Raw genomic sequence first — 26,353 nt, forward strand, 5'->3', positions numbered from 1 at the left:
AGCTACGGCAACTCAAAGCAGAGGAGTTCTGTGATGTATACCAGCAATTTAAACAATTTAATGCTAAATAGCGACAGCTACAAAACCTCACATTGGGTGCAATACCCAAAAGGTAGTGAGTACCTGTCCAGCTATATTGAGGCGCGTAAAGGCGACTACGATGTGGTGTTCTTTGGCTTGCAAGCTTTATTAAAGAATATCTAAGCACGCCAACCACTCATCAAGACATTGATGAAGCCGAAATGGTCATTCAAGCACATGGTTTGACCTTTAACCGTGCTGGCTGGGAGCGTTTGGTTGATAAACATGGCGGCTACATGCCACTGCGCATCGAAGCCATACCTGAGGGTAGCATCGTGCCAGTATCCAATGTAGTCTGCCAAGTTATCAATACCGATCCTGAGTTTTATTGGCTGCCAAGCTATATCGAAACGGCGCTACTCCGTGCCATTTGGTATCCATCAACCGTCGCTAGTGTCTCGCATTATTGCAAAGGCATTATTCGTCAGGCGTTAGAAAAATCAGCAGACAATACCGAATCGCTCACTTTTCGTTTGCACGATTTCGGCTCGCGCGGGGCATCTAGTCAAGAGTCTGTCGCGCTCGGCAGCCTAGCGCATTTAGTGAACTTTGCTGGAACCGATTCGATGACGGCGTTAGTCGCTGCCAGCCGCTGGTACCACATGGATAAAGACATGCCCGCGTTTTCTATTCCTGCCGCTGAGCATAGCACCATGACCGCGTGGGGTCGTGACGGCGAAACCGCTGCTTTTGCCAATATGATTGAGCAGTTTGGCGGCGTAGGTAAAAGCTTCTCAGTGGTCTCTGACAGCTATGACTTATGGAACGCCATTGATAATATTTGGGGCGGCAGCCTGAAAGACGACGTCAAAAACATGGGCGGCACCTTAGTCATCCGACCCGATAGTGGTGAGCCTGCCAAAGTGGTTCGCGAAGCCTTAGAGCGCTTGGCAGTAAAATTTGGAACGACGATTAATAGTAAAGGTTATAAAGTGCTGCCTGATTATGTACGTGTCATCCAAGGGGATGGTATCAGCCCACAAAGCTTAACTAAGATCATTGAGGTGATCATGAAAGCAGGCTTTAGCGCAGATAACGTGACCTTTGGTATGGGCGGTGGTCTATTACAACAAGTCAACCGCGACACCATGAGCTGGGCGATGAAAGCCAGCGCTATCTCTATCGATGGCACATGGACAGACATCTATAAAGACCCGATTACCAGCCGCTCAAAACGCTCAAAGAAGGGACGTTTGGCGCTGGTCAAAAACAGCAATGGACAGCTAAAAACCATCAAGGCTGAAGACCTAGCTGCAGACGCAGATAACCTACTGCGTGATATTTATGTCGATGGTAAATTATTAATTGAAGACAATCTCACAACTATTCGGAAGCGTGCAGGATGGTAGCAATATGATAAATAGCAATAAAATCGCCTCGGTGGCAAGAGATGTACTGCTTGCTCCTATTTATCTTTATCAAGGGCGCAAAATTAAGCGTGATACGGTACGTCTACCTGAGCCAAATGGCGAAAGGCACGGGCAAGTTCAATTAAATGACGCGATTGAGTCGCTAAAAGAAGCGCACAAGCGGACATTAAACCTAATGGTCGTTGGCGATTCGGCGGCGGCTGGCGTCGGTAGTGAGACGCAGCAAGAAGCGCTTGTCGGTAACTTAATTCCTGTTTTGACGCAGCAGTTTGCTATCCAAAATCAGTTTGATATACTGAACTGGTCATTGCAAGCGACAACGGGGCATACCAGCTTTGATATCTTGCGTAGGCTTTATGTTCTACTCGCGCCTAGCCAGCCTGTTGATGTGATGGTGCTGAGTGTCGGCGTCAACGACACCACCTCTAAAGTCTCTGTGGATAAATGGCAACAGCAAATTGAAAGTATCATTGCTATCGCTCAGCGTAAATTCGGCGTGCGAGAGTTGATTTTTTTAAGCCTGCCGCCGATGGCACAAATGCCTGCGATACCTGCCCCGCTAAGTAACTTTGTGGGTGCTAAAGCCTCTATCCTTGATAACACGTTGCAGCAAGTTTGCGCCGCTCATGATAGTGTCACCTACATGGCCACTGACTTTCCACGAATGATAGCAGAGCATTCGAACGGTACTCCAATCGATATCAAAGTGATGTTTGCCAGTGACGGTTTTCATCCTAGCAGCCTCATGTATGGCTATTGGGCGCAGCAATTGTCAGAGTTGATTATACAGTTACTGAACCCTTCCCCTTCCGATGGTGAGTTGACTGATTAAAAACCATTGAGCCGTTACTTCTAAAACTTAAAACAAAAAAACCGCTGAATAGTCAGCGGTTTTTTTATGTTCTTAATACTATAGCTGTGCATGTTTGAAAAAACACATGCTCAAAATAATATCACGCAATAGGTGTGAATTATTCTGCAGCGTCAGTATCAGCAGCTTTCTTACGGCCACCAAATGCACCAAAGCGTTTGTTGAAGCTAGCAACACGACCTTCAGTAGAAGTTTTGCGTTGTTCGCCAGTATAGAATGGATGCGACGCACTTGAGATATCAAGTGGGTAGTATGGATATTCTGACCCTTCGTATTCACGAGTGGTTTTGGTTTTAACGGTTGAACGAGTTAAGAAAAACACGTCAGCGTTAGTGTCATGGAACAAAACTTCTTGGTAATTAGGATGGATATCTTTACGCATAATAAACTCTCTATGTCCGATGTATGTATAGCACTCTTGAACACCATCTTAGACGATGTGTCAAACAAGTCATGACATACGTAACTGAGGCACTAAGGACATTGATAAGTATGGCAGCTGCATCACTGGCTTATTCCAGCACCCAACACCATTCCTCTGCTCACTTAGCCTTTCCCCAGCGGGAAAATCAAACCGCGATTTTAACGGTTTTTACCGCTAGACGCAAGCAGCAGTTGTGAGTGATATATGTGATAAGTTATCACCAAAATCTCTATTTTGTTGAGAGGTATACGGTATGTTAGTATAATATTAAATTAGTTCAAATAATCAATAAATATCTTAAGTTTAGATCTAGTTAATAATTATTTTCGATGTTAATCATTTGTTAATGATGATGGATACTGTCTGATGTCGCCTCATTAATCAAGCACCCACTATTTATAAACACTCAATAAGGACAATATAATGATAAATACTGTTATGAAGAATAGCGCAAAAGCCTGATTATCAGCTCAGCACTGGCACTCACCACTATTGCAAGTGCGGCATTACCTAGTCAATGGCAATTAGACGACTCGCACACCCGTGTGGGATTTTCTGTCAATCATTTAGGATTTTCGACCACCATGGGTCATTTTAACGACGTCAAAGGGGTCATTAATTACGACGTCAAATCACCCAGTAAAACCAATATGAGCTTCACCATTGCAACCGATAGCATTGACACCAATTGGGATGCACGTGATGAGCATTTAAAAAAGGCTGAATTTTTTAACGTCGCCAAATATCCAACCATGACCTTTAAATCAACCAGCGTAAAATTTATAAATCCGCAACAAGCCAAGGTCACAGGTGACTTTACTATGTTAGGTCAAACCAAACCATTAACTTTGGATGTGACTTTGAATAAAATCGCCAACAGCCCTCTTACCAAAGAACCAGTTATTGGCTTCCGTGCAACGGGTAATATTGATCGCGCAGCCTATGGTATGACAGCTTTCGCAGATGGCATTACCACCAATGTCCCGATCCAAATCGATGGTGAGTTGATAGAGAAAAAAGCGCAAACCAACAAAAAATCTAAATAAGTCTAATTTTTAGCCAAGCACAAATCGCTACTTCCTCTACATACTCTCTCTACATACTCTAAAAAAAGCAGCCATCATAGTGGCTGCTTTTTTGACAATAATGAATCAACTCACTCGACATTTATATATATTCAATAAATCGCATAAATACTTCCCATCTGCTTGTTAACCTCAGTTTTTATTGTTATATTCATATATACGGATTTACGAATATAAAACATAACGCTGAGGGAGCAGAAAGATGGATACAGTACAGGTAGACTTTACCGAGATAAATACTGAATGGGATAAAAACATCGCTGATTATCACTTTGATATTTATCACTTATCTGGTTGGATTGCTGCGTCAGCTATTGTCGATAAAGGCACTCCTCAAGGAGTGATTGCCACTTATAACAATAAAAAGATCTTTTTGCCTCTCATTATAAGAGAAATCGACTCAGAGCATTGGGATGCTACCTCTACTTATGGTTACGGCGGCCCTGTCATGGATAAGTCTCTCACTGATGCCGAATTAGACATAATATTGGCAGAAGTAAGAGGTTTTCTCTTAGCAAAAGGCTGTGTGTCTTTATTCATGCGACTGCATCCAATCATCAATAAAGAGTGGCTACCAACGGTCGGCAAAGCACTCACTCATGGATTGACATTGATGTCTGACTTGGGTAAATCTGAAGAGGAACACTGGAGCGAGACTCAAAATCGTCATCGTAGAGGCATTAAAAAAGCCTTAAAAATGGATGTCGTGACAAAAATTGAGCGTTTAACCAGAGAGAATGCAGTGATGTTTTCTAATATTTACAAAGAAACGATGGCGCAGGTGAAGGCAGATCAGTACTACTTCTTTGATGATGATTACTTTTTTAATTTGCTCGAAAATTTGCAAGACAGAATACTACTGATAACTGCCTATCAGGATAATAAAGCCATTGGTTCCTCTATCTACACAATCTGTAAAGAATCGGGCATCATGCAATTTCATCTCGGAGGCACGCTCAACGCCTATACCCATCTACAACCTTCCAAACTTATTACCCATGTGGCTCGTGATTGGGGCCGAACCAACCATTATAAATTACTGCATCTTGGCGGCGGCGTAGGCTCTAATCTAGATTCTTTATACGAGTATAAAAAAGGGTTTAGCTCACAAGAGTTATTATTCAAAACTTATAGACTCGTCGTTAATCCAGCAAAATACGAAGCATTAGTCGCTGATAGCTGGTTCACCGAAAATGATTTACGCTCCGACTTTTTCCCTTTATATAGAAAAGAGCCTACTAAAGAAAGTATCTTGGAGACTGAACAAGCGGAAGCTTTGGCAGATATTTGATCGCGTTATTTTACGATTCTAATCATTCAAGCCAATAAAAAGCAGCCATTACAATGGCTGCTTTTTTGATGCTAATTGTCTTTCATTTCGGTAGACAATGGCTTACTTTACTTGGTTTTGACGATATGCCAAACGCCCAGTTTATTGTCGCCATCTTTATCGCCCACCTTTGTATCATTGGCATAGAAATATAACGGTTTACCATTTACCGCCCATTGATACTTGCCATCTTCGCGCTGAAACGCTGCAAACTGCCCTGAAGCTTTGGCATTACTCGGTGCCATAAATGCGGGCCAAGCAATTAGACAAGCACTCCCACACTCTGATTTGTTCATCCCATCTTTGTCAAAGGTATATAAGGTCATGTGATTGCTTGCATCGACTAACATGCCGTTTTTACTCGCGACTGGCGCGGTATTTTTATTGGTGGCTTGTACATCATGCATGCCAGAATCATCATTGCCGAATACATTGTTTAACGTGGTACAACCAGTAAGCGTTAAAACACCGGTGAGAGCCGATAATATAAGCATACGTTTCATAATAACTTCCTTGTCATTTTGATTGTGATTGTCATCATAAATTTCTATTTGGATTTTTCTCATCGTCAGACCATTTAAATGGCAAAAAAACCTACCGCTGACTTCAAGCAGTTTTAATATAGCATATGCAACAGCGCAGTCGTTTCTATCCATATATAAATTTACAAAAGCTTATGTATTTGCAAATTGGGTAAACTGGCATAGCCATTGCTATCAAGCGCCATAGCCATTCATTGACAAAACTCACCTATCTACTTACGTATTTGCCATCATATTGGTTATCATTTTTCGTAGAATACCCTATATACATTAAGAATTACTACACAATGACAAATATGACCCTTGCGGCTTCATATGGATATTGAACTTGACGTCCTTTGCACGCATATCAATAGTTATAAACGGCTTAGAACAACATCCATTAGGACAAATTTTTTAAAATAAGATTTTAGAATAAAACATTTAACAAATACACCGAGCATGACCTGCTGTAACTGCTATTAAGGATATAACAACGACAATGACTCACTCTTTCATTAAAAACCCAGTGAAAAACCAAGCGCACTCTGCCAAACGTGTCGGTATTCTTGGTGGTGGTACGGCAGGAGCAACCATTGCTATTCGCCTTGCGGCATTGGGGCTTGAAACCTATGTATTTGAAAAAAACAAATCGCTGATTGATGGTCCCCCGATGTGTCACTTGCATGCTGGCGGCAATCTATACCGCGAGATTCCTGATGAAGATTGTGTGGCTCTCCTAAAACAATGTATCGATATATTGCGCCTTTATCCTTATACCATCGATGTTCGCCCGACCGTATTTGCTGTGCCAACCCGCGATGAAGGCTTGCCAGAAGATTTGCTACCACGTCTTGATATCTTGACTGATGCGTATCGTAAGCTTATCGCCGAAGATGCTAATAACAAAGTGTTGGGCGCACCTGAAAACTATTATCAGCTTTATAGTCATGAGCAACTCATTGCGCTGTCAGAACGTGAACAAGTCACTGTGCCGCGGTCGGTTGATGAATGGATGATACCAGTAGCTAAGTATTTGGACTTAAATAAAGTCAAGTTTCCACTGATTGTCGTGCAAGAGTACGGCTGGAATATTTTTCGCTTGGCAGCCTCTGCGCAATTGGCATTAGCAGATTATGAGCATGCTCACGTCTTTACCGATACGCAGGTTAAGCAAGTCATGCCTGTTGATTGTGAAAACTGCTCAAACGCAGACCACCACGTCACTAAATGGCGTATTGATTATCAACGAGCTGCCAGCTCTGAAACTAAGCTTACAACCAAATTTGCAACTGAAAATACAACTGAATCTATCGAAGTGGATTACTTAATCAACGCTTGCGGTTTTCGTACTGGCGTCATCGATGATATGGTCGGGGTCAAAGTCACGCGTATGGTCGAGTTTAAATCGTCTTATATTACCCACTGGAATGATACTGGCGGACAGATACCGGAGATTATCGTTTATGGCAGTCGCGGCACACCAGAAGGCATGGCTCAACTCACGCCTTATCCCGGTGGTTATTTTCAAATACATGGCATGAGCAAATTTATCACGCTATTCAATGATGGCTTGGTCGCCTCTAGCAAAGACAGCGCCCAACCTAAGCTGCCGCCGCAGTATGTACACTATATCGAAGATGGCTGGGATAAGGCACCGTTACAAGCGCGTAGTCAGCAAGCGATTGATTATGTAGCGGAGTTTGTACCGACATTCCATAGCGCACGTACGGTCGGTAACGCGCTATATGGTGGGCAGCAAATTCCTGGTGAGGACGATACGCTGCGAGTAGCTGATGTAAGCTTGTACTCTAATATTCGCTATGCTCGTGCGGAAAACGTCAAAGCATCATCAACTTTGATTGCTGCCGATCAAATCATTGATGAATTGACTGAACTTGGCTTAATCGATCATGACACGCCAGCCAACCGCAATCGTTATGCTCATAATTGGGCGTATTTAACAAAACACGATAGTACGGCGATTGATAAAGTCGCACGTACACTGGCTGATCAACGAGGCTTTCCATTAGCAATGGCTGATGTGAATCACGGTATTGGCGAGACAACCTTAAAGGGTTTCAACACCGCTAATGATGCAAGTGCTACTGAGATATAAAAAGCGTTCTATTAAAAATTGCACAAAAAAAGGAGAGAATGGCTAACGATCAGCCCTTCTCTCTTTTCTTATGCATAAAACATTTATATATAAAAGCATTTATAAATAAGAATACGTACTCTTAATTACCAGCCATTTTTTCAGTATCGACTGCATCATCTATTTTTACGACTGTTTTTAATAGCTCAATGGCTTCATTAATCGTGTTACATACCACCAAACGCTCCAGATCTTCTTGCTTCATAAAACCTTGGTCAGCCGTATATTTTAAGTGCTCGATCATACGATCATAGAAACCATTGATATTCAAAATAATCATCGGTTTTTCATGTTGATAGAGCTGACGCCACGTGGCGATTTCCATAATTTCCTCTAAAGTACCAAGCCCGCCCGGCAAGGTAATAAAGGCATCGGCATACTCCGCCATCACGGTTTTGCGAGTGTGCATGGTATCTGTCAAATGCAGGCGAGTCAGCTGCTCATGAGCAATCTCATGTTTGAGCATAAAGGTTGGAATCACACCAACCGCTTGCGCACCGCCTTGAATCACCTCATCTGCAACGGCACCCATCAGCCCGATGCTCGCGCCGCCGTAGACCAAACCCATGCCATTGTCGGCAAGCGCACTACCCAACTCGCGGGCTGCCTGCTCATAGACTTCATTATTGCCCAAACGCGAACCACAATAAACCGCTACCAACGGCATCGTTAACGTTGATTTATCCACTGCTTTTTCAATATTGGTAATGTCTTGACTGGTAATGACTTCATAAGTGTCATTGTTAATTTTCATTTGCATATAGCTTCCTTAATTTTTATATCGATTGTTTTTGTTAAATACTCGTTAAAACCCTAATGGATAATACCACCCAAGATAAATAGCATAGAACTTGAAAGTCACAATTGAACGCCTTGCTTGCCAGCATTTATCTTAACATAAGCGATGCTATCAGGTGGCTATCAGCTAATTTAAGCGGTTTATCACTACGTAATGACTACATTTTAAGAGCAGATTATTGATAAATAATTGCAAATAAATAACCACTCCACACCGTATAGAACCATAACAATATGAAGGTTACAGCATGGAAAATAAACAGTATCAGACGGATATTTATTCACTGAGTATCATGACTGAGCGCAATCAGGCATTGGCAGCGACTGTCTATCGCCCTAAAAACGAGGTAAAAAAAGCGGTTATGATCGCGCCAGCAACGGGTATCAAGCGCCAGTTTTATCACAATTTTGCCACTCACTTAGCAGAAAATGGCTTTGGTGTACTAACCTTTGACAATGAAGCATCGGTGAATCGCTGTCGTCTGCATTGGCTAAATGCGATGCATCGCTGATTAGCTGGGGTCGCCATGATATGCCAGCCGTCCTTGATGCGTTGCAAGATGAATTTGCCGACGCCACTTATCATTTAATTGGTCATAGTGCAGGCGGTCAGCTGATTGGTTTGATGTCAAATTATAGTGCGCTCGCTTCAGTGTTCAATGTCGCCTGCTCATCAGGTCGTATTAAAAATATGAGCATGCCCTATAAACTCAAGGCGATGGGTTTTATGGATGCCTTTATTCCACTCACCAACTTGACGTTAGGGTACACGCCGTCAGATAAAATTGGTATGGGCGAACCGCTACCACGGGGCGTGTCTCGGCAGTGGCGCGAATGGTGTAATGGCGCAGGCTATATCAAAACAGCCTTTGGCAAAAGTATACAAACGCACTTTTACAATGACATTACTATGCCATCATTATGGCTGGGGTTTAGTGATGATGACATTGCCAATAGCAAAAATATGGATGATATGATTCGTGTTTTTACTAAAATGCCAGTCGAAAAGCAGTTTTTAGATCCCAAAGACTTTGGTCTAAACAGCATCGGTCATATGCGCTATTTTAGTAGCAGAACCAACGCTAAAGCCCCACAGCTTTGGCAAATGGCGGTTGATTGGCTAGCTAAGCAGCAATAAGCTCGGTTTAGTTAACCTATTCAAGTGCAATTCTATTTAGGGCGTATTTTTTGCTGCCTGTTCTACTTTGACACGCTTGGTTAAGGCAGAATAAAGCGACGGCTGCATATTGTGGATATTACCCAGCATCCATTTTACGTAGCTGATGGGCACGTCTTTAATCAGCATGCCCTTATGTTTGCCAAAGGCATTTTGCTCACTGGATTGGCTTTATTAGCGATAGCATGGACAACAGCAAAATCCGTCGGTGCAATGGCTAGGCGCTCACAACACGCCTGATAAAGCAAATAACACATACGCGCATCACCCAGCGCATCATGAGCGGCAATCGTCATCCTGCTTGCTTCCTCTTTGCCTAATAATTGCTCGATACATTTGGACTGACCATAAGCACTCCACTCTGGAAAAGCCACACGCGCCAGCCGCACCGTACATATCAACTTAGTAGATGGACTGCCAATAACCCGCCAATCAAAGCGGACATTATGACCAATCAAATACTGTGGCAACTCAAACGCCTCTAAATCAAAGCGCTCAAGACCAGCGACATCATCATCAGTAATGCCATGAATTCTAATGACAACTGGTGATATCGAACGACCACTATTAAAATACTTCATCCACTCAAAACCCGTCATAGCATTAATAGTCGCCACTTGAATCGGACGCGGATCACGACCTTGGTCGGTTTCGGTGTCGATAATCAGCGCAGTATCAGTCATAAAAGTTCAGCCATAGATAGCAATAATAGATAGCAATATTGGTATCTATTGTAACGTTTTAAAAATACGTAAACTTTAAAAGAAACGTTATATTTATGGGGATAAAAACTAGAGATAACAATGGCATACAAAGAATAGATAACTTCACTTATATAATATCAATTGAAGTCCATTTAAAAAACTGAAGAGAGATAGATGCCAGCAGATGACAGTAATCCGCAATTAAAACAAAAGAAAATGCCAACCTTTTTAAGCAGTGCACTCAGTGTGCTCATTAAAGCGGCTGTATTGTTGATGCTATTATTTGTATTTGATAGGCTCTTACCCAGTATCAGCCAACACACTCAGTCATTTGTGATAGCAAAATGGCAACAGCTCAGCTTATTACAGCAAGAACCACCGACGGAAAACAGCTTACCCAGTCCACTTCCAGAACAACATCTAACAGATACATGGGGCGCTGCACGCAGTCAAGGTCGCAGTCATGAAGGTATCGATATCTTTGCCGCACGAGGCACACCAATACGAGCCACAACACAAGGCATCGTCAGCAAAGTTGGTGAAAATACGTTAGGCGGTCGTGTGGTGGTCGTGGTTGGACCAGGCGGCGCAGGGCATTATTATGCGCATTTAGAAGATTATGCAGATATTAGTCCAAACGACTGGGTTGATGCCGGCGATATCATCGGCTACGTCGGCGACAGTGGCAATGCAAAAGGTACGCCGCCACATGTACATTACGGTATTTATATCAATGGTAGTGCAGTGAACCCCTATCCACTTTTACAAAAAAATTAGGGTATCGCAGCTGATCTAATGTGGGCAGCTGGAAATACCATGCTGAACGTCGAGCCCAGCCCTTCTACTGATTCAATTTGTAAATTAGCCTCATGCTGATATAAAACGTGTTTAACGATTGCCAAACCTAGCCCTGTGCCGCCAGTCGCCCGACTACGACCTTTATCAATACGATAAAAACGCTCCGTCAACCGTGCGATATGCTCAGGTGCAATACCAATACCGTTGTCTTCGACGGCAAATCGGCAGCCTTCTGACGTTTTTGTCCAGCTAATGGCGATATTACCGCCCTTGGGCGTGTATTTGATGGCATTAATCACCAGATTAGAAAGCGCGCTATTTAGATACATCTCTGAGCCATACAGTCCGTCATAAGTGTCTATCTGCAAGTGAATGGTATGCCCATATTCTTGATTGTACGCTTGCGCATCATCATAAACATGGGTCAGCAGCTTGGTCATATCAATATAACTGAGCTCATGGGTTTCTTCGATTTCGATGCGAGATAACAGCAATAAGTCATTCACAATTCTATTCATACGCGCAGTCTGTTGGCTCATCAGCTCAAACCCGCGCTTCCAATGCGGCGGCATATCTGGCTGATCCGAAAAATTTTCCAGATAACCCATCATGACGGTCAACGGTGTGCGTAACTCATGCGAAACATTCGCCACAAAATCGCGGCGCATCTCCTCCAAATGATGCAAGCGCGTCACATCATAAATGATGAGCAGCTTCTCGTCACCAAAAGGCGTGAGCTCACACTTTAAATAACGCTTGGGCGCGCGCCACGAGACAATGTGCACACCATCCTGAGCACCATCGTTAGGTTGGTTGTCGCCTGATAATACTGACGAAATTCAGGCGCACTAATAAAGTCAAAAATGCACTTACCTTTATCTGACAACTGTAACAACATTAAATCTTCGGCGGCCTGATTCCACCATTCAAGCCATCATCGTCATTGAGCAAAACCACCGCATCACGCAATGCGCGTAGTGCGCTTCTAATTTTTTTGAGTTGATCTGTTGTATTCTGCTGAGTTGCTAGCAGTGACTTGTTTTGTTGGTCGCCTTGAGCCGATATTAGGGTGTTCATCCATCATCCTTATCACTATTCGCCGTTTTTCACTGTGCTGCGATTGACATACTGCTTTTATAGCGAATAAAAACCGTTCGTTAAATTGGTTCAATAAAGCTAGAAAATCGATAGCCTGTCCCACGTACTGTCTGTATCAACGTATCACATTGATGCGGTCGTAATAATGTCCGCAAACGTTTGATATGCACATCAATGGTTCTATCTTCGATATATACATTACCGCCCCATACTTGGTCTAGCAGCTGCGTCCGCGTATAGGCACGCTCTGGATGACTCATAAAAAATGCCAATAATCGATATTCTGTAGGCCCGACATCAACCACTTTACCAGCCGCTGTCACTCGCTGGCTTTTGGGATCAAGGCTCAGATTGCCGATTTCGATAGGTTTATCGCTACTGAGCGCGTTACTACGCCGCAATACTGCTTTGATTCTGGATATTAACTCTCGTGTCGAAAAAGGCTTGGTCATATAATCATCAGCACCAGCATCGAGGCCATGCACCTTGCTGTCCTCTTCACTTTTAGCCGTCAGCATAATGACTGGTATCTCAGCGAGTAGCTCATCGTTTTTGAGCAATCGGCAAAAATCAATGCCACTTTTATCACCGGGCAGCATCCAATCTAGCAAAATCAGCGCAGGGCGGTGATCGACACTTGTTGGTGCGCCTCAGATACATCCGCTGCCTGCAGACTATCAAATCCCGCCATCTCTAGCGTCATGACGATCATTTCACGAATCGCAGGTTCATCTTCAACAATCAAAATTTGCTCATTATACATACGGCATTCTCAGTGTTAGAGGACAACATTTGGCTGACAAAAAAGGCGATAAATGCTCGCCTGCTGCTCCCTATTAAACGGGGTAATTATGACAGTTTAATGACATTCGACTTTTAAGCGGTTCATAAGTCTCGTGACGGCTAATGCTTGGTTTACTCAATTTACTTCTAACAAGAAATTCAATGGCCCATCATTGACGCTCGACACTTGCATATTGGCACCAAATTGACCAGTTGCCACGTTTGGATATTGCGTGTTGGCATAAGCGACCAATTGCGCAAACAATGCTTGAGCCGCATCAGGTGCCATCGCACCACCAAAGTCAGGGCGACGACCCTTGTCTGTTTTTGCCATTAGCGTAAACTGTGATACCAATAACAGTCCGCCACCAACTTGCTGGACATTTTTATCCAGTTTGCCGTACTTGGCAGGATCATCATCATTGTCAAAAATACGATAGGTAAGGATTTTATCTACCATGCGCTGGGCGCTTGTTATGTCGTCATCAGGCCCTAAACCAATATAAGCCAATATGCCTTGCTCAATCGTACCAACACACTGCGCATCGACGGTGACACTAGCACGGTGTACGCGCTGTATAAGTGCTTTCATTTACGGATTCCTTACCAATTATGCCCATACAATAATACGCCGTCCATGATAAAATACGGCCATTCTCTTGCTTATTAATTATTACATCACACCCTATTTTGGTAGCCTCATTATGAATGTATTCACTACTTTACAACAGCTTGTCCCGCAGCAGCAACTGAGTAAAGTTGCTGGGCGTCTAGCCGCTAGCCGCCATCCTTATGTTAAACGCACGTTTATCCGTAGCTTTGCTAAAGCCTATAACGTCAGCTTGGACGAGTATGAGCGCCAAAGTCTCAACGCCTATGAGAGCTTTAACGATTTTTTTACTCGTGAGCTAAAAGAAGACGCGCGCCCTATCGACATGACGCCTCATGGTATCGTCAGTCCTGCCGATGGTATTATCTCGCAGTTGGGTCAAATTGACGACCATAAATTGCTCCAAGCAAAAGGTCGCTATTATGACGTTGGTCAACTGCTTGCTGACAGTGAAGATGGCCGCTATTTTGCGGATGGCAGTTTTGCGACGGTTTATCTTGCGCCCAGTAACTATCACCGTGTACATATGCCCTTCGCCGGTACTCTAACCAAAACCCGTTATGTACCGGGCACGCTGTTTTCGGTCAACAATACTACGGCAGCAAATGTGCCAGACTTATTTGCGCGTAATGAACGCTTGGTTTGTCTGTTTGATACAGCATATGGTAAAGCAGCGGTGGTGATGGTTGGGGCAATGATTGTCGCTGGTATCGAAACGGTGGCGACTGGCAAAATTGCCCGCACTGACGATATTCAAGAAGCTGAGCACAATATGAGCTTTGAGAAAGGCGATGAGCTGGGTCGTTTTTATTTAGGCTCAACCGCTATTGTGATACTGCCAAAAGGCGCAAAAGCCGATTGGCAAGACAGTATGAAAGCCGATAGTGTGGTAAAAATGGGACAGTTATTGGGTGTCGCTAACACTCCATAGGCAAGCGATTTAACGACTCAAAAAAGCTCAGTTCAGCATCCTAATCTATGTTGAACTGAGCTTTTTATTATGGGTAATTATCTTATCGCAACGTACTAGCTTAATAATAAAAGTAGTTAATAAAAAAAGTAGTTAATAACGAAAGTGTTTGAGAATAGGATAAGCAAATAAGATATTTTCTTCTTGCGTGCCGCGTCCGATATTGTGAATAATCAGCGGTGTACCATCCGCAGCGACTTTATCAGAGACGATACCTGTATGCGGCAAATTGCCATTCGGTAGTCGCCACGTCACCACATCCCCTGCTTGAAAACTGGCTTTATCAGTCGTCGATAATGTCTTTGCGTGACGCGCAAAAAACACTTCAAGATTGGCACTCGGCGATGGTCGATATTCTTATCGGTTGATTTGAGCCCCAAGTCTTTGGATAAGCCGACCAATTTGACTTCATATCATGGTTGACTAATTGCTGTAGATCTATATTTTGCAAGCGATAAGCACGGACGATAACATCGGTACAGACGCCAGTTTCTATCGGCACATCGCCACGCGGAAAATCCAACTTGCGGTAAGCAGGATCATAGCTAGTGGTAATGCCGATCTGTTTTTTGGCATCGTGCGCCAGTTTATCACCATTACTAATAGGTGCGGCGGCCTGCGTTAGTTGCGCCAAAGTTAATAGGCTAACAAAGACGAGCGATTTAGCAAAAACCTTATAAGTGCCAGTAATTCTCATTTAACAATCTCTCTATATAATGGATTTAACCGCTCATTGAGCTAACTATAAATGCTTTACTAGTTGAAAAAGATAAATATTTGCAAACATGTAAACGGCAAAATGATGGCTTTACTTAAGCATCAACCAACCACCCTTGCCGAGTCGCATAGTCGATATTTTTTGATAGCCAATCATGAATGGGAGGAAAGCTGTCTTTGATAAAAGCAAGTGCCGCAGCCACTTGCGAGCACGTGACGTTAGCATCAATCCACGTTTTTCCATTGGTATTTAAATTCAATAAAAAAGGCAATAAGCGATCAACCACTCTGATCAGCTGGGTTTCTTTACTACTACCCGTCTCCTGCTCTTCCCAAATTTCATTTAAATCCATGATGCCATTGCCACGCTCACGTTGTAACCTGGCAATACCAGCACGTTCTTCAATGTGCGCCTCGCTACGACTGTTTGCGAATAAAAACGTATCGCCAGCGTCAATCTCACCCAAGTCATGTACCAACGCCATCTTGAGTAGTTTTCATGATTGACATCTAGCTCAAACTGTTCAGCGATAGACCAGCACGCCATGGCTAAATGCATGAGTGTTCGGCAGAGTTTTCTTTGCGCGTGGTGTGCGTCACATAGCTACGACGATTGATACGTTTAAGCGCATCAAGCTCTAATAAGAAATGAGTGACATGATCTATATCAATGTTTGAGGCAAGCGTTGGGTTGGTTAATAAAAGGGGTTTTGTTGATGGCATAAATTTTCTCTTAATTTTTCTACGAATATATAGCGCTTCATTTTACCTTTACGCATAAGCAAGTATTATACATTTTATGAGCGCTATAAAAGAGCATGCCAACCTATAGCTAATGAACACCACTATAAAAAATAGCGCTTATGTGAGTAAGCGCTATCGGTTCTATCTTGAATAAAAGAACTATTTAATCAAGTTGCTGATGGTTTTAAAAGCAGGGTCTTGACTACTACGGCAAAGCTCAAACAGAATGGTTTCAACCGTGGTAATCACGCCACCAGCACGGCGAATACGGCGTATTGCTTGCTTTTTATCATATGGAAAACGCGAACCGACCGCATCACCAATAATAACCGGCTGCATACCATTATCTAGCAAATCAAGCGCTGTTTGTAGTACACAGACATGTGTCTCTACGCCAAATAGCAAAACAATACTTCGATTTTGCTGCGCTAAATAATGCCACGAATCATCATTATCACAAGCGCTAAAGGTGACCTTTTCAAAGCTTTTAGCGTTATCGCCTTCTAACACCTCGCGTATTTCAGGTAGCGTATCGCCGAGCCCTTTTTTATACTGTTCATTGAGCATGATAGGGATATTCAGTGCTTGTAAACCTTTAATAAGCGTCACTGTTTTTTTGACGATGTTTTCATGGTCATAAATATGCGGTGTTAAGCGTTCTTGAACATCGATTATCATCGCTTGGGTATTTTCGCGAGCAATTCGATAGGTACGGTCGGTAATCATAGTAGACATGGCACACTCCTTGTACGGCTGACTTTATTGTTAAAGGCTATGTTAGTTTTATCATTGATATTGTCTTTATTAGCCTTACTCTTATTTAGTCATAGTTTGCTGAGGGCGTCAATGGAGATAGTCTCTAATAATGATTAATAACAATTCATCACGTTTGATTAATACTGCTTAGCATAGGTTTTTGATTATGAATAGCCAATAACTATATATTATGACGCCTAGCATTACGTAATAAAGACTGTTTTTGAGTCATGACCATGCCCACACCGAAAGCAACGCCAAACATAAGGTTAAAAGATAATACACCATATAACTGAGCGTGTTTATAAATGCAAAGAACATGCTGGTTAAAGTAATGATTAATATCGCAGCGATAGTACCGCCGAATAGCTCTCGATATTTTTTATTAAAAATCTTAAAGGCCACCAACGGTATCGCGATACCAAACAAGCCAAATGTAGCACCCCAAACACCTGCCATGTCCATATCAAAATATAGCACCCCTAAAACATTAGCGAAAATACCACATATAAAAAAGGCAATCGTAAAACGTATAGGACCCAATACTTTTTCCAAAATATAACCTGTAGCAAAAAGCATCCCCAGACTCATTACTAAATGCATAATTCCTACATGTACAAAAAGCGATGTCACTACCCGCCAATACTTACCAGCTTGCAGCGCGTCCATCGTCAACCCACCTACACTATTTACCTGTCTAGATAAAGGATCAATGATATCCATACCCATGAATACGGTCAGTATAAATGCACCTATACAGGTCAGTATTAACACCAACGTCGCAGGTCGCTCTTTATTATTTCTAAACCAAACTACTAGACTTTTTGATACATCACTGACTGGTGCTCGTTTTTTTACAGGCTTTTGTATATGTTTTCGCTTTTGTATATGTTTTTGCGTACTTTTCTTTTCTTGACTATCAAACTCTGCTGCGAGAACTAGCAACAAGCACAGCACCATACCAATAAAAAAAGAACCAAATCCCCAAACAAAATCACGATCTAAGCTATCAGCAAGTAATCCTGTTTCTGGCTTCAATATCAAGGGTGGCAAATTAGATTGCCTATTAGCCGTAGAAATCGTGTGTAAGTAAGCATTTCTGCTATTTGATGATTTAAGTTTCTTAAAGTAGCTGATAGTAGAGAGGTCGTTGGCTTCGTACTTATGGCGCGAGTCGTTAATAAATGCTGAATATTGACTGTCTTTAATACTTTGGTCTGCACGATTATCGTATTTCGTGTGGTAGCTAGAACCTAGCCAAATATTCTCAGCGGCTATAAATGGCGTCGCAATGTAATAATCAATATGCAATGTTGAGTCAAAATTTCGTCCACTGATTACTTGTGTTTCTATAAAAGAAACGCTCTCTAATTTGAGTGGCTCAAAATCATTTACTCTGAAATACTTTTGCTTTGGATAATGACGAATATCATTCAAGCTATTTACTTCAATGACCTCATAAGCCGCTTTGGACAAATAGTTTTGGCTGAGAACGAGCGGTATCACTAATGCTAGAACCATCGTTATAAAAAAGTAGCCTGAACTACTGCGCTTAACCCATTTTAAGGTTAAAAGCTCATACCTCGGCCACATCCAAATACTAACGACTAAAACAGATAACAGAAAAGGAATACCAAAATCCCAATAGCCTTCCTTTAAAGGTAGAATATCTAGATAAATATCAAGCAACCAGCGTAAAGCCCCAAAAAGCAGAATGGTCAGGACACTAAGACCTAAATATGGCAAGAATACTTGCTTTAGTTTTATTATGATCGATTCTTTAGCGCTTAGGTTTTGTGTTCGCTTCTTTTTATCCCTTTTGCTTACTCTTTTTTTGTTTCTGCTTCTATTTTTATCTTTATACCTATACTGGCTTTGCTTATTATTATCCATGCCCTATCACCACAAATCTAGCGTAACTTAAACTGTTGAAATGCTTTTTTATCAATCGTTGCTTTTAAGACTAATAGTAAGCAAATAAACATGCCAATGATAAAAAATCTAAAGAATTTTGCTAACTCTTTATCTGCTTTTTCGTTAAGTGTGCTCAACTGAGATACAAGTATTATTGGGTCATTAATATGTTGCTGACCTGACAATCTAATCGCTTCTAAATAACCATACTTAGTATCTGAGTTTTGCAATTTTTCAAAATAATCAGCAGTAGATATCTCTTCATTTGCATATTGTTGTCTAGAAATCCTTTTAAAATTTTCTATTTGTTGAACTTTCTCTTTTTCTTCAAGATCATTATCAATAACCTTAGTAAAAGCCTGTCCCCACCAGATATCTTTATCTCCATAAAAAGGAGTGGCAAAATATAAGTATATTTTTAACTCTTGTCTAGATTTCCCCATCTCCCTAGTATTGAAGTAAGAAACAACCCCTTGTTTCTCAATACTTTTATTATCAAATTGGAAGTATTTTTGTTTTGGATATAATTTAATATCACTTATATTACTTATATCAATAATGTCATATGCTGCTTCATATAAGTAAGCTTGACTGATTGATATAGGCGGAAATAAAGCAAGTATCATCACCAAGTAAAATACATTAGCGCTATTATCATCAAATAATTCAAATCGTAGCAGTCTAATCCTTGATCGCATTATGACAAGCACTAAAGTAACACTGATAATTATTGGAATAATTAAGTTCCAGACCGTATCTTTTAGAGGCCATATCCCTAGACAGATGTCCAATATCCATCTTATGATGTTGTAGAATAAAATGGCGCCAATACTAAAACCTAAAAAAGGAAGAAAGATATAACGCATTTTTAACTTAAACGCCTCTAAATCTAAGCTCCTCTTATCTAATGATTTCTGATGTGCCATTTATACTCTACCTTTCATTACTATGACTTAAACCAAAAAAAGCGCCTCCAACATTAAGTTAGAGGCGCTCATCTTACAAGATATTAAAACATATTAATCAACAAATATTAGCTTAGCTGAAACTTAAACACGCTCAATAATAGTCGCGATACCTTGACCAAGACCGATACACATGGTCGCTAGACCGATTTCAGTATCTGATTGCTCCATGGCATTTAGCAAAGTAACCGTGATACGAGCACCTGAACACCCTAGTGGATGACCTAAAGCAATTGCGCCACCATTGATATTGACGATGTCTTGCTTATCCGTCAAGTTCAAGGCTTTAAGTACTGATAAGCCCTGCGCTGCAAAGGCTTCGTTTAGCTCGATGGTTTGCATATCATCGATGCTCATGCCAGCACGTTTAAGTGCTTTTTGCGTGGCAGGTACTGGACCGTAACCCATGATAGCCGCATCACAACCAGCGACTGCCATGCTACGGATACGAGCACGTGGCTTTAGACCTAGCTCTTTAGCTTTTTGCGCGCTCATGATCAGCATCGCTGATGCACCATCAGATAATGCAGATGAGGTAGCAGCAGTCACTGTACCACCTACTGGATCAAAGGCTGGACGTAGTTTTTGCATTTGCTCCATCGTGGCATCAGGGCGAATCACTTCATCAACAGTACATAGTTGCAAGCGACCCGCTTCGTCATGACCTTCGATACCGATGATTTCATTGTCAAAACGACCTTCGGTGGTCGCAGCCCATGCACGGCGATGCGACTCAAGACCAAAGGCATCTTGCTCTTCACGAGTGATATTATTCATGCGACCAAGCATTTCAGCAGTTAAGCCCATCATGTTTGACGCTTTGGCATAGTGCTTTGACGCTTCAGGGTTAAGATCAACGCCATGCATCATGCCGACGTGACCCATATGCTCAACACCACCGATGATGAACACATCACCTTGGTTGGTCATGATCTGAGCCGCAGCAGTATGTAGCGCCTGCATAGAAGAACCACACAGACGGTTGACTGTTTGGCCACCAGCAGTTTTTGGAATACCCGCTAGCAGACCGATGTTACGACCGATGTTCAAGCCTTGCTCTAAGGTCTGATTGACACAGCCCCAAATGATGTCTTCGACGTCACGTGGGTCAAAGTCATTACGTTCAACCAATGCACGAACCAATTCAGCAGACATGCTATCAGCGCGGACATGACGGAACATACCGTTTTTGGTTTTACCCATCGCTGAGCGTACGCCATCTACGATGACCACGTCTTTTGGACTTAAAATTGTCATACTATACTTCCTTTTCAATTTTTATTGTCAGTGTAGTCAGCCCATTTCAATGCTATTACTTCGTCAATCTCACTTGAAGTACAATACGTACCTCTGCGCTCGATTTCCTTGTACTAGCATTAAATAAAACTAACTATAATCGTACGTGTGCTATTAAAGATTTGTTATTAAAAAATAGTGCCATTAAATATAAATAGATTAATAGCTCTCACCCTCAAACAGCACACGTACGGCACTTCATCCTAGTAATGACTGCCTATTACGCGGTGGCGTAAAAGGTCTCGCCTGCTGTTGCCATGTCGCGAATCTTTTGCGGGGCTTCATAAGCTTTGCCAAGGTATGCGTATTTTTCACACAGAGCCAAGTAGTTATCTAGACCCATTTGGTCGATATAACGGCAAGGACCACCGCGGAATGGCGGGAAACCAACACCCATAATCATCGCCATATCGGCTTCAGATGGCGTGCTGACAATGTTGTCTTCTAGCAGCGTACAGTTTCATTGCAGAAAGCCAGCATAGTGCGGTCAATAATTGCTTGATCTTCAAACGTTTGTTTGTCGCTATCAGTGGTGGTTTTTAATAGCTCATAAGTGGCTTCATCAGCAACTTTCTTTGGCTTACCGCGCTTGTCCATTTCATACTTGTAGAAACCAACGCCGTTTTTCTGACCTAGGCGTTTGTTTTCATATAAAAGCTCAATAGCGCCTTTATAATCAGGCTTCATGCGGTCAGGGAAACCCTCTGCCATGACTTCAGCGCCATGGACACCAGTATCCAAACCAACCACATCGATTAGATAAGCAGGACCCATCGGCCAGCCGAATTTTTCCATGACTTTATCGACATGAGCAAAGTCAGCACCTTGCTTAAGCAACAAGTCAAATGCACCAAAGTATGGGAACAACACACGGTTCACTAAGAAACCTGGGCAGTCATTAACCACAACTGGCACTTTGCCCATTTTAGAGGCTAGCGCAACGGTGGTTGCAATCGCCTCTTCAGATGATTTCTCACCGCGGATAACTTCTACCAATGGCATACGGTGTACTGGGTTAAAGAAATGCATACCAACGAAGTTTTCTGGACGCTCAAGTGCTTCAGCCAAGAATGTAATAGAGATAGTCGACGTGTTTGACGCTAGGATACAGTCGTCTTTTACCAAGCCTTCCACTTCTTTTAATACCGCACGCTTCACGTTTGGATTTTCTACGACTGCTTCGATAACGATATCAGTCTCAGCAAAATCACCATAATTCAAAGTAGGACGGATACGGCTTAAGGTTTCACCCATTTTAGTTGGGGTCATTTTGCCGCGATCGACCATTTTGCCAAGTAACTTGCTGGCTTCGCCCATACCAAGGTCTAATTGCTCAGACTTGATGTCTTTCATGATGATTGGCAAGCCTTTGCTGGCTGCTTGATAAGCGATACCGCCACCCATGATACCAGCGCCTAGTACTGCCGCTTCATTGATTTCATGCGCTTTTTTGCTATGCTGCTTGGCTAATTTTTTAACCAACTGATCGCTTAAGAACAAACCAACCAAGCTTTCTGCTTGTGGGGTTTTCGCCGCTTTTGCAAAACCAGCGGCTTCTACTTCAATCGCTTTATCACGTGGTAAGTTAACGTGTTTTTCCATCGCAGCGATAGCCAGTGCTGGCGCAGGATATTGCTTAGGATTGGCTTTAGCAAAGATCATACCTTTGGCACTGTTAAACGCCATCGCTTGCTCAAGCTGATTTAATTTAACAGGAACGAGTTTCTCTTCACGCTTCGCTTTCCAATCAAGCTCACCTGAGATACATTTTTTGACCAAATCAATAGCAGCATCTTGCAAATCATCAGCAGCAACAGTCGCATCAACCAAGCCTAGTTTTAGGGCATCAAGTGGTTTCTTTGGTGTACCAGTCGCAATCAACTCAAGCGCATTATCGATACCGATGACACGCGTACTACGAACCGTACCACCAAAACCTGGGAAGATACCCAGTTGGGTTTCTGGTAGACCGATGATGCTTTGTCGCTCATGACGCGATATTCACAAACCAAGGTCATCTCACAACCACCGCCAAGCGCCGCGCCATTGATGGCCGCTACTTTCGGGAAAGGCAGGTCTTCAAAGCGATTAAAGGCGTCATTAATATTAATAACCCAATCTTTAATCTCTTCTTCTGGCTGTTTAAAAGACGCCACAAATTCTGTAATGTCAGCACCAGCAATAAACACGCCTTTGCTCGAAGTAACAATTAAACCCTTAACGTCATCGGCTTTTTCTAAAGCAGTAACGGCTTCACCAAATTGCTTATTGGTTTCAGCATCAAACTTGTTCACGCTCTCATTTTCGGCGTTGTACTGCATGTTGCGATGCCATCCTCTAGCATTGTCACCGTGATGCGATTTCCTTGGTATACCATTTGGAACTCCTTGCTATATAACGAAAGCTACGTTTTAAAATTAAAAGTTTTAAAATTAAAAGTTTTAAAATTAAAGGTCATAGCCAGTTATTGTTAGTAAAACGAGTAATAACACTGCCAATATACTGTGTTATAAAGTCAGTATAGAGTAAGCAGTGAAGATGTCTTTATTATCCAGCGCTCATGGTTATATATTCATTTTTTATGCTTAATATTACTGCGTTAGCACAAGTGAATACGGCGCTTCATTTATATATATTGTGACCAGTACTGATATTGAACATACTAACATTAAAAATATGGACTGAGAGTTGAGCAAATTTTTCGCTGAAATAAGCACGCAAACCTTCTGCCCTGAATCATCAGATCATTTTTACGCCAATTAGTGTAGGGGATTATGCCCCTAACTGTCACAAGCTAATACCATACTCACAAGTCACTCTTAAATCAGCAGCAGCCCTTTACCTGACTAGTAATGTGCTTTAAGTGACGGTTTGTATACTGAAATTGTATACTAAAAATTCGTCTTTTAAAGATTATAATGACAGATGCTTATCGTCACATGACATCACACGCTTAACTTGATTCTTTATCAAAACATATCCACTGACTAAGTTAAATCACCAATACGTAACGAGGGCTTGTTGCATTATTTCGGTGTGCTTAATCGAATTTTTAACAGTAAGCTGCCAAAAATATGGCATTGATGATGCTCACCCCATAAGCTATATAATCTATCATGCTAAACTAGCGATATTTTTATTATTCACCTGATAAATGGTTGGGTTATGACTGTTTCTTCTACTCCAAGCTTTATACCTGAAAGCCTTATGCCTTCAAGACTTGTATCTTTTACTAGCTTTAATAACAACACCGAGCAATTTCATAGCGCCGTGCGGGCGCAACTTGCACAAGATATCGACGTGCTGTTTGCTTATGCCAACCTGCCAAGCCCGTTGCTTGATGCCTGTCGTTATGTGATGACCGGTCAAGGTAAATTGGTGCGTCCACTATTGGTTGCCAGTGCTTTTGACAGTGTTAATCAAAGCAATGCTAACGACGACTTTAATAGGCTGATGAATATGTCGATAAAAGCACTAATAAAAAAGCCAAGCAAAATAGCGATTTGGCGTCGCTATTAGAAAACGACTCCGATTATGATATGGCGCGCGTGCGGCATTGGCGGTGGAGCTGCTGCATACTTATTCATTGGTACATGATGACTTGCCATGTATGGACGATGATGAGCTGCGCCGTGGTCAGCCAACGGCGCATATCGTCTTTGAAGAATCAACTGCCCTGCTCGCTGGCGACGTATTGCAAACATTAGCCTTTGAAGTATTGACCGCAGAGCTGCCAACCTTTGCGCCTTATAATTCAGCTATCGCCAGCCAGCTTATCGCAATATTTGCGCCACGTGCACGGCGTATGGTTTCTGGTCAAATGCTTGACTTGAACGCTGAGGCTAGTGCTAATATTTCACAAAGCGATCTAGAAGCTATCCACCGTGATAAAACAGGCGCATTGATTGAAGCCGCTATGCTTATGGGCGGTATCTGTGCTGGTGCGACCGCTCCACAGCGTATGGCATTACAAGAGTGCGCCCAGCATATTGGTCTGGCTTTTCAGGTTCAGGACGATATTTTAGACGTGACCACCAGCACCGATACCCTTGGCAAACCTGCTGGCAGCGATGAAAAATTAGACAAATCTACCTATGTGAAATTGATGGGTGTCGAAGACGCGACCAGCTATGCGCAATCGCTATTTAATGACGGACGTGCAGCCATCATTCGTGAACTGAGTCTTTATGAATCAAGCAGTAGCGAGCTTGGCAATGACGCAAACAACGATGCTTTACTGGCATTAATAGAATGGCTATGGGCACGTAAAAAATAGCCAAAAATTTAACCATCAAAGAACGGTAATGAGTGGTCAACATGGACAGTAACCCTATCCCGCGTATTTATCTTGGCACTGGTGGCTATAGCGATACCGACTTGCTTGGTACGCTGTATCCAACTGGCACAAAGAAAACGGACTTCTTACGCGAGTACGCCAAGCAATACGGCACAGTTGAGATTAATAGCACCTTTTACGCGCCTATCGGACAGAAAGCCTTTGCAGGCATGGTCGATAAAGCCTATGTGCAAGCAGACAGTGAGTTGAAGTTCGCGGTCAAACTGCATCAAGACTTTACTCATGTGCGTAAAGGCACGAGCGATCACGCACAAGCTTTTCTTACTGCCCTCACGCCCCTTATCGAAGCCAATGCTCTAGCACCACTATTACTCCAATTCCCACATGGCTTTGATCGTACTCGTGAGCATCGACTCTATCTGGCAAATCTCGTCAGCTGGTTTCAAGATTATCCATTAGCGGTCGAGTTTCGTCATAACGGCTGGCATACCCCGCAAGTGGTCGATAGCTTCGTCAAGCAAGGTTTGATTTGGTGTAGCGTCGATTATCCCAAGGTCAGCGGTCTGCCGCCATCACGATTGATATTTACCGAGCGAACTGGTTACCTGCGTATGCATGGTAATAATCTAACTGGTGGGATGCGATGAGCGCTGCCGATCGTCATGATTATCGCTATAGTGAAGCAGAGATGAACGATTGGGCGCAAGCGATTGCCAATCAGCGTCAGCATTTTGATACGTTATATATCTTCTTTCAAAATACTACCAAAGCACATGCGTATTATAATATTGCGATGTTGAGGGAAGCGTTGGGTAAGTTTGGGTTTGAGGTTTTGTAGAGTGGATAGCGAAACTGTCTGTCAGCGTAGAATGCTTCTTACATACTG

The 26,353-nt window shown here is 42.5% G+C and carries 26 protein-coding genes and 4 pseudogenes; 13 read left to right on the plus strand and 17 right to left on the minus strand.

Going from position 1 to position 26,353, the window contains the following annotated elements; all coding sequences use genetic code 11:
• Positions 1–33 precede the first annotated feature (33 nt).
• Both TT12_RS12285 and TT12_RS12290 read left to right on the plus strand, forming a co-directional pair.
• A pseudogene (locus tag TT12_RS12285) lies at positions 34–1,430 on the plus strand (nicotinate phosphoribosyltransferase).
• Between the two features lie 4 nt (positions 1,431–1,434).
• Entirely contained in the window at positions 1,435–2,283 is an 849-nt protein-coding gene (locus TT12_RS12290) for an SGNH/GDSL hydrolase family protein (RefSeq protein WP_045455274.1), read from the plus strand.
• Between the two features lie 139 nt (positions 2,284–2,422).
• Here the strand turns inward: TT12_RS12290 and TT12_RS12295 are convergent, their stop codons facing one another.
• Entirely contained in the window at positions 2,423–2,704 is a 282-nt protein-coding gene (locus TT12_RS12295) for a type B 50S ribosomal protein L31 (protein WP_011281173.1), read from the minus strand.
• Between the two features lie 587 nt (positions 2,705–3,291).
• Here TT12_RS12295 and TT12_RS12300 point away from each other — a divergent pair.
• Both TT12_RS12300 and TT12_RS12305 read left to right on the plus strand, forming a co-directional pair.
• Positions 3,292–3,792: a YceI family protein gene (locus tag TT12_RS12300; protein ID WP_243443675.1), complete on the plus strand. Its 501-nt coding sequence runs from the start codon at positions 3,292–3,294 to the stop codon at positions 3,790–3,792.
• Positions 3,793–4,033: 241 nt separating this feature from the next.
• Entirely contained in the window at positions 4,034–5,122 is a 1,089-nt protein-coding gene (locus TT12_RS12305; protein ID WP_045455278.1) for a GNAT family N-acetyltransferase, read from the plus strand.
• 107 nt (positions 5,123–5,229) lie between these two features.
• Here the strand turns inward: TT12_RS12305 and TT12_RS12310 are convergent, their stop codons facing one another.
• Positions 5,230–5,664 carry a COG4315 family predicted lipoprotein gene (locus TT12_RS12310; protein WP_045447953.1) on the minus strand — a complete coding sequence of 145 codons (435 nt, stop codon included), beginning with the start codon at positions 5,662–5,664 and terminating at the stop codon, positions 5,230–5,232.
• A gap of 520 nt (positions 5,665–6,184) precedes the next feature.
• Here TT12_RS12310 and TT12_RS12315 point away from each other — a divergent pair.
• A complete protein-coding gene (locus tag TT12_RS12315) occupies positions 6,185–7,801 on the plus strand; it encodes an FAD-dependent oxidoreductase (RefSeq protein WP_045455281.1) in 1,617 nt (538 codons plus the stop codon).
• A gap of 121 nt (positions 7,802–7,922) precedes the next feature.
• On the opposite strand, the gene TT12_RS12320 is transcribed toward TT12_RS12315, so the two are convergent.
• Positions 7,923–8,600, minus strand: coding sequence for an LOG family protein (locus TT12_RS12320; RefSeq protein WP_045455284.1), 678 nt, complete (start codon positions 8,598–8,600; stop codon positions 7,923–7,925).
• A gap of 286 nt (positions 8,601–8,886) precedes the next feature.
• Between TT12_RS12320 and TT12_RS17705 the strand changes: the two genes are divergently transcribed.
• Both TT12_RS17705 and TT12_RS12325 read left to right on the plus strand, forming a co-directional pair.
• Positions 8,887–9,150: a hypothetical protein gene (locus tag TT12_RS17705; RefSeq protein WP_243443676.1), complete on the plus strand. Its 264-nt coding sequence runs from the start codon at positions 8,887–8,889 to the stop codon at positions 9,148–9,150.
• A 20-nt stretch (positions 9,151–9,170) separates the two neighbouring features.
• The gene (locus TT12_RS12325) at positions 9,171–9,776 is read left to right on the plus strand and encodes an alpha/beta hydrolase family protein (protein WP_243443677.1); all 606 of its coding nucleotides are present in this window, start codon (positions 9,171–9,173) and stop codon (positions 9,774–9,776) included.
• Positions 9,777–9,812: 36 nt separating this feature from the next.
• Here the strand turns inward: TT12_RS12325 and TT12_RS18605 are convergent, their stop codons facing one another.
• Both TT12_RS18605 and TT12_RS12330 read right to left on the minus strand, forming a co-directional pair.
• The gene (locus tag TT12_RS18605; RefSeq protein ID WP_279378895.1) at positions 9,813–9,944 is read right to left on the minus strand and encodes a hypothetical protein; all 132 of its coding nucleotides are present in this window, start codon (positions 9,942–9,944) and stop codon (positions 9,813–9,815) included.
• Complete coding sequence (locus TT12_RS12330) at positions 9,938–10,498, minus strand: 3'-5' exonuclease (protein WP_243443678.1); 561 nt, start codon at positions 10,496–10,498, stop codon at positions 9,938–9,940. Before TT12_RS12330 ends, TT12_RS18605 begins: the two co-directional genes overlap by 7 nt.
• Before the next feature lie 195 nt (positions 10,499–10,693).
• On the opposite strand from TT12_RS12330, the gene TT12_RS12335 reads away from it, so the two are divergent.
• Complete coding sequence (locus TT12_RS12335; protein WP_045455287.1) at positions 10,694–11,296, plus strand: M23 family metallopeptidase; 603 nt, start codon at positions 10,694–10,696, stop codon at positions 11,294–11,296.
• Here the strand turns inward: TT12_RS12335 and phoR are convergent.
• The 4 genes and pseudogenes from phoR to dtd all read right to left on the minus strand — a co-directional run bounded on the left by phoR (position 11,293) and on the right by dtd (position 13,790).
• Positions 11,293–12,102, minus strand: a complete 810-nt coding sequence (gene phoR / locus TT12_RS12340) for a phosphate regulon sensor histidine kinase PhoR (RefSeq protein ID WP_306304350.1) — start codon at positions 12,100–12,102, stop codon at positions 11,293–11,295. The two genes, TT12_RS12335 and phoR, sit on opposite strands and share 4 nt — an antisense overlap.
• A gap of 112 nt (positions 12,103–12,214) precedes the next feature.
• The gene (locus TT12_RS18915) at positions 12,215–12,394 is read right to left on the minus strand and encodes a hypothetical protein (protein WP_306304351.1); all 180 of its coding nucleotides are present in this window, start codon (positions 12,392–12,394) and stop codon (positions 12,215–12,217) included.
• A gap of 80 nt (positions 12,395–12,474) precedes the next feature.
• Positions 12,475–13,178 (minus strand): annotated as a pseudogene (phoB, locus tag TT12_RS12345) (phosphate regulon transcriptional regulator PhoB).
• A gap of 156 nt (positions 13,179–13,334) precedes the next feature.
• A complete protein-coding gene (gene dtd / locus TT12_RS12350) occupies positions 13,335–13,790 on the minus strand; it encodes a D-aminoacyl-tRNA deacylase (protein WP_045455288.1) in 456 nt (151 codons plus the stop codon).
• Between the two features lie 112 nt (positions 13,791–13,902).
• Between dtd and asd the strand changes: the two genes are divergently transcribed.
• A complete protein-coding gene (gene asd / locus TT12_RS12355) occupies positions 13,903–14,739 on the plus strand; it encodes an archaetidylserine decarboxylase (RefSeq protein ID WP_045455291.1) in 837 nt (278 codons plus the stop codon).
• A 132-nt stretch (positions 14,740–14,871) separates the two neighbouring features.
• On the opposite strand, the pseudogene TT12_RS19155 reads toward asd, so the two are convergent.
• The 8 genes and pseudogenes from TT12_RS19155 to fadB all read right to left on the minus strand — a co-directional run bounded on the left by TT12_RS19155 (position 14,872) and on the right by fadB (position 23,547).
• A pseudogene (locus TT12_RS19155) lies at positions 14,872–15,475 on the minus strand (DUF1287 domain-containing protein).
• A gap of 115 nt (positions 15,476–15,590) precedes the next feature.
• Positions 15,591–15,980, minus strand: a complete 390-nt coding sequence (locus TT12_RS17710) for an HD domain-containing protein (protein WP_243443679.1) — start codon at positions 15,978–15,980, stop codon at positions 15,591–15,593.
• A 64-nt stretch (positions 15,981–16,044) separates the two neighbouring features.
• Positions 16,045–16,218, minus strand: a complete 174-nt coding sequence (locus TT12_RS17715; RefSeq protein ID WP_243443680.1) for a hypothetical protein — start codon at positions 16,216–16,218, stop codon at positions 16,045–16,047.
• A 180-nt stretch (positions 16,219–16,398) separates the two neighbouring features.
• Entirely contained in the window at positions 16,399–16,974 is a 576-nt protein-coding gene (locus tag TT12_RS12370; RefSeq protein ID WP_045447933.1) for an isochorismatase family protein, read from the minus strand.
• A gap of 249 nt (positions 16,975–17,223) precedes the next feature.
• Positions 17,224–18,888, minus strand: coding sequence for a rhomboid family intramembrane serine protease (locus TT12_RS12375; protein ID WP_207804075.1), 1,665 nt, complete (start codon positions 18,886–18,888; stop codon positions 17,224–17,226).
• Between the two features lie 17 nt (positions 18,889–18,905).
• Entirely contained in the window at positions 18,906–19,835 is a 930-nt protein-coding gene (locus TT12_RS12380) for a hypothetical protein (protein WP_045455296.1), read from the minus strand.
• A gap of 123 nt (positions 19,836–19,958) precedes the next feature.
• Positions 19,959–21,131, minus strand: coding sequence for an acetyl-CoA C-acyltransferase FadA (gene fadA, locus TT12_RS12385; protein ID WP_045455299.1), 1,173 nt, complete (start codon positions 21,129–21,131; stop codon positions 19,959–19,961).
• A gap of 259 nt (positions 21,132–21,390) precedes the next feature.
• Positions 21,391–23,547: pseudogene (gene fadB / locus TT12_RS12390) on the minus strand (fatty acid oxidation complex subunit alpha FadB).
• Between the two features lie 788 nt (positions 23,548–24,335).
• Between fadB and TT12_RS15695 the strand changes: the two are divergent.
• The 4 genes from TT12_RS15695 to TT12_RS18620 are packed head-to-tail and all read left to right on the plus strand — an operon-like array spanning position 24,336 to position 26,305.
• Positions 24,336–24,689 (plus strand): hypothetical protein, encoded by a 354-nt coding sequence (locus tag TT12_RS15695; protein WP_243443681.1) that lies wholly within the window; start codon positions 24,336–24,338, stop codon positions 24,687–24,689.
• 43 nt (positions 24,690–24,732) lie between these two features.
• Positions 24,733–25,446, plus strand: a complete 714-nt coding sequence (locus tag TT12_RS12395; protein WP_502685186.1) for a polyprenyl synthetase family protein — start codon at positions 24,733–24,735, stop codon at positions 25,444–25,446.
• Between the two features lie 41 nt (positions 25,447–25,487).
• Positions 25,488–26,114, plus strand: coding sequence for a DUF72 domain-containing protein (locus TT12_RS12400; RefSeq protein WP_279378898.1), 627 nt, complete (start codon positions 25,488–25,490; stop codon positions 26,112–26,114).
• Entirely contained in the window at positions 26,111–26,305 is a 195-nt protein-coding gene (locus TT12_RS18620; RefSeq protein WP_279378899.1) for a DUF72 domain-containing protein, read from the plus strand. Before TT12_RS12400 ends, TT12_RS18620 begins: the two co-directional genes overlap by 4 nt.
• Positions 26,306–26,353: the final 48 nt, after the last annotated feature.

The organism is Psychrobacter sp. JCM 18903, from assembly GCF_000586475.1.
Lineage (GTDB): Bacteria > Pseudomonadota > Gammaproteobacteria > Pseudomonadales > Moraxellaceae > Psychrobacter.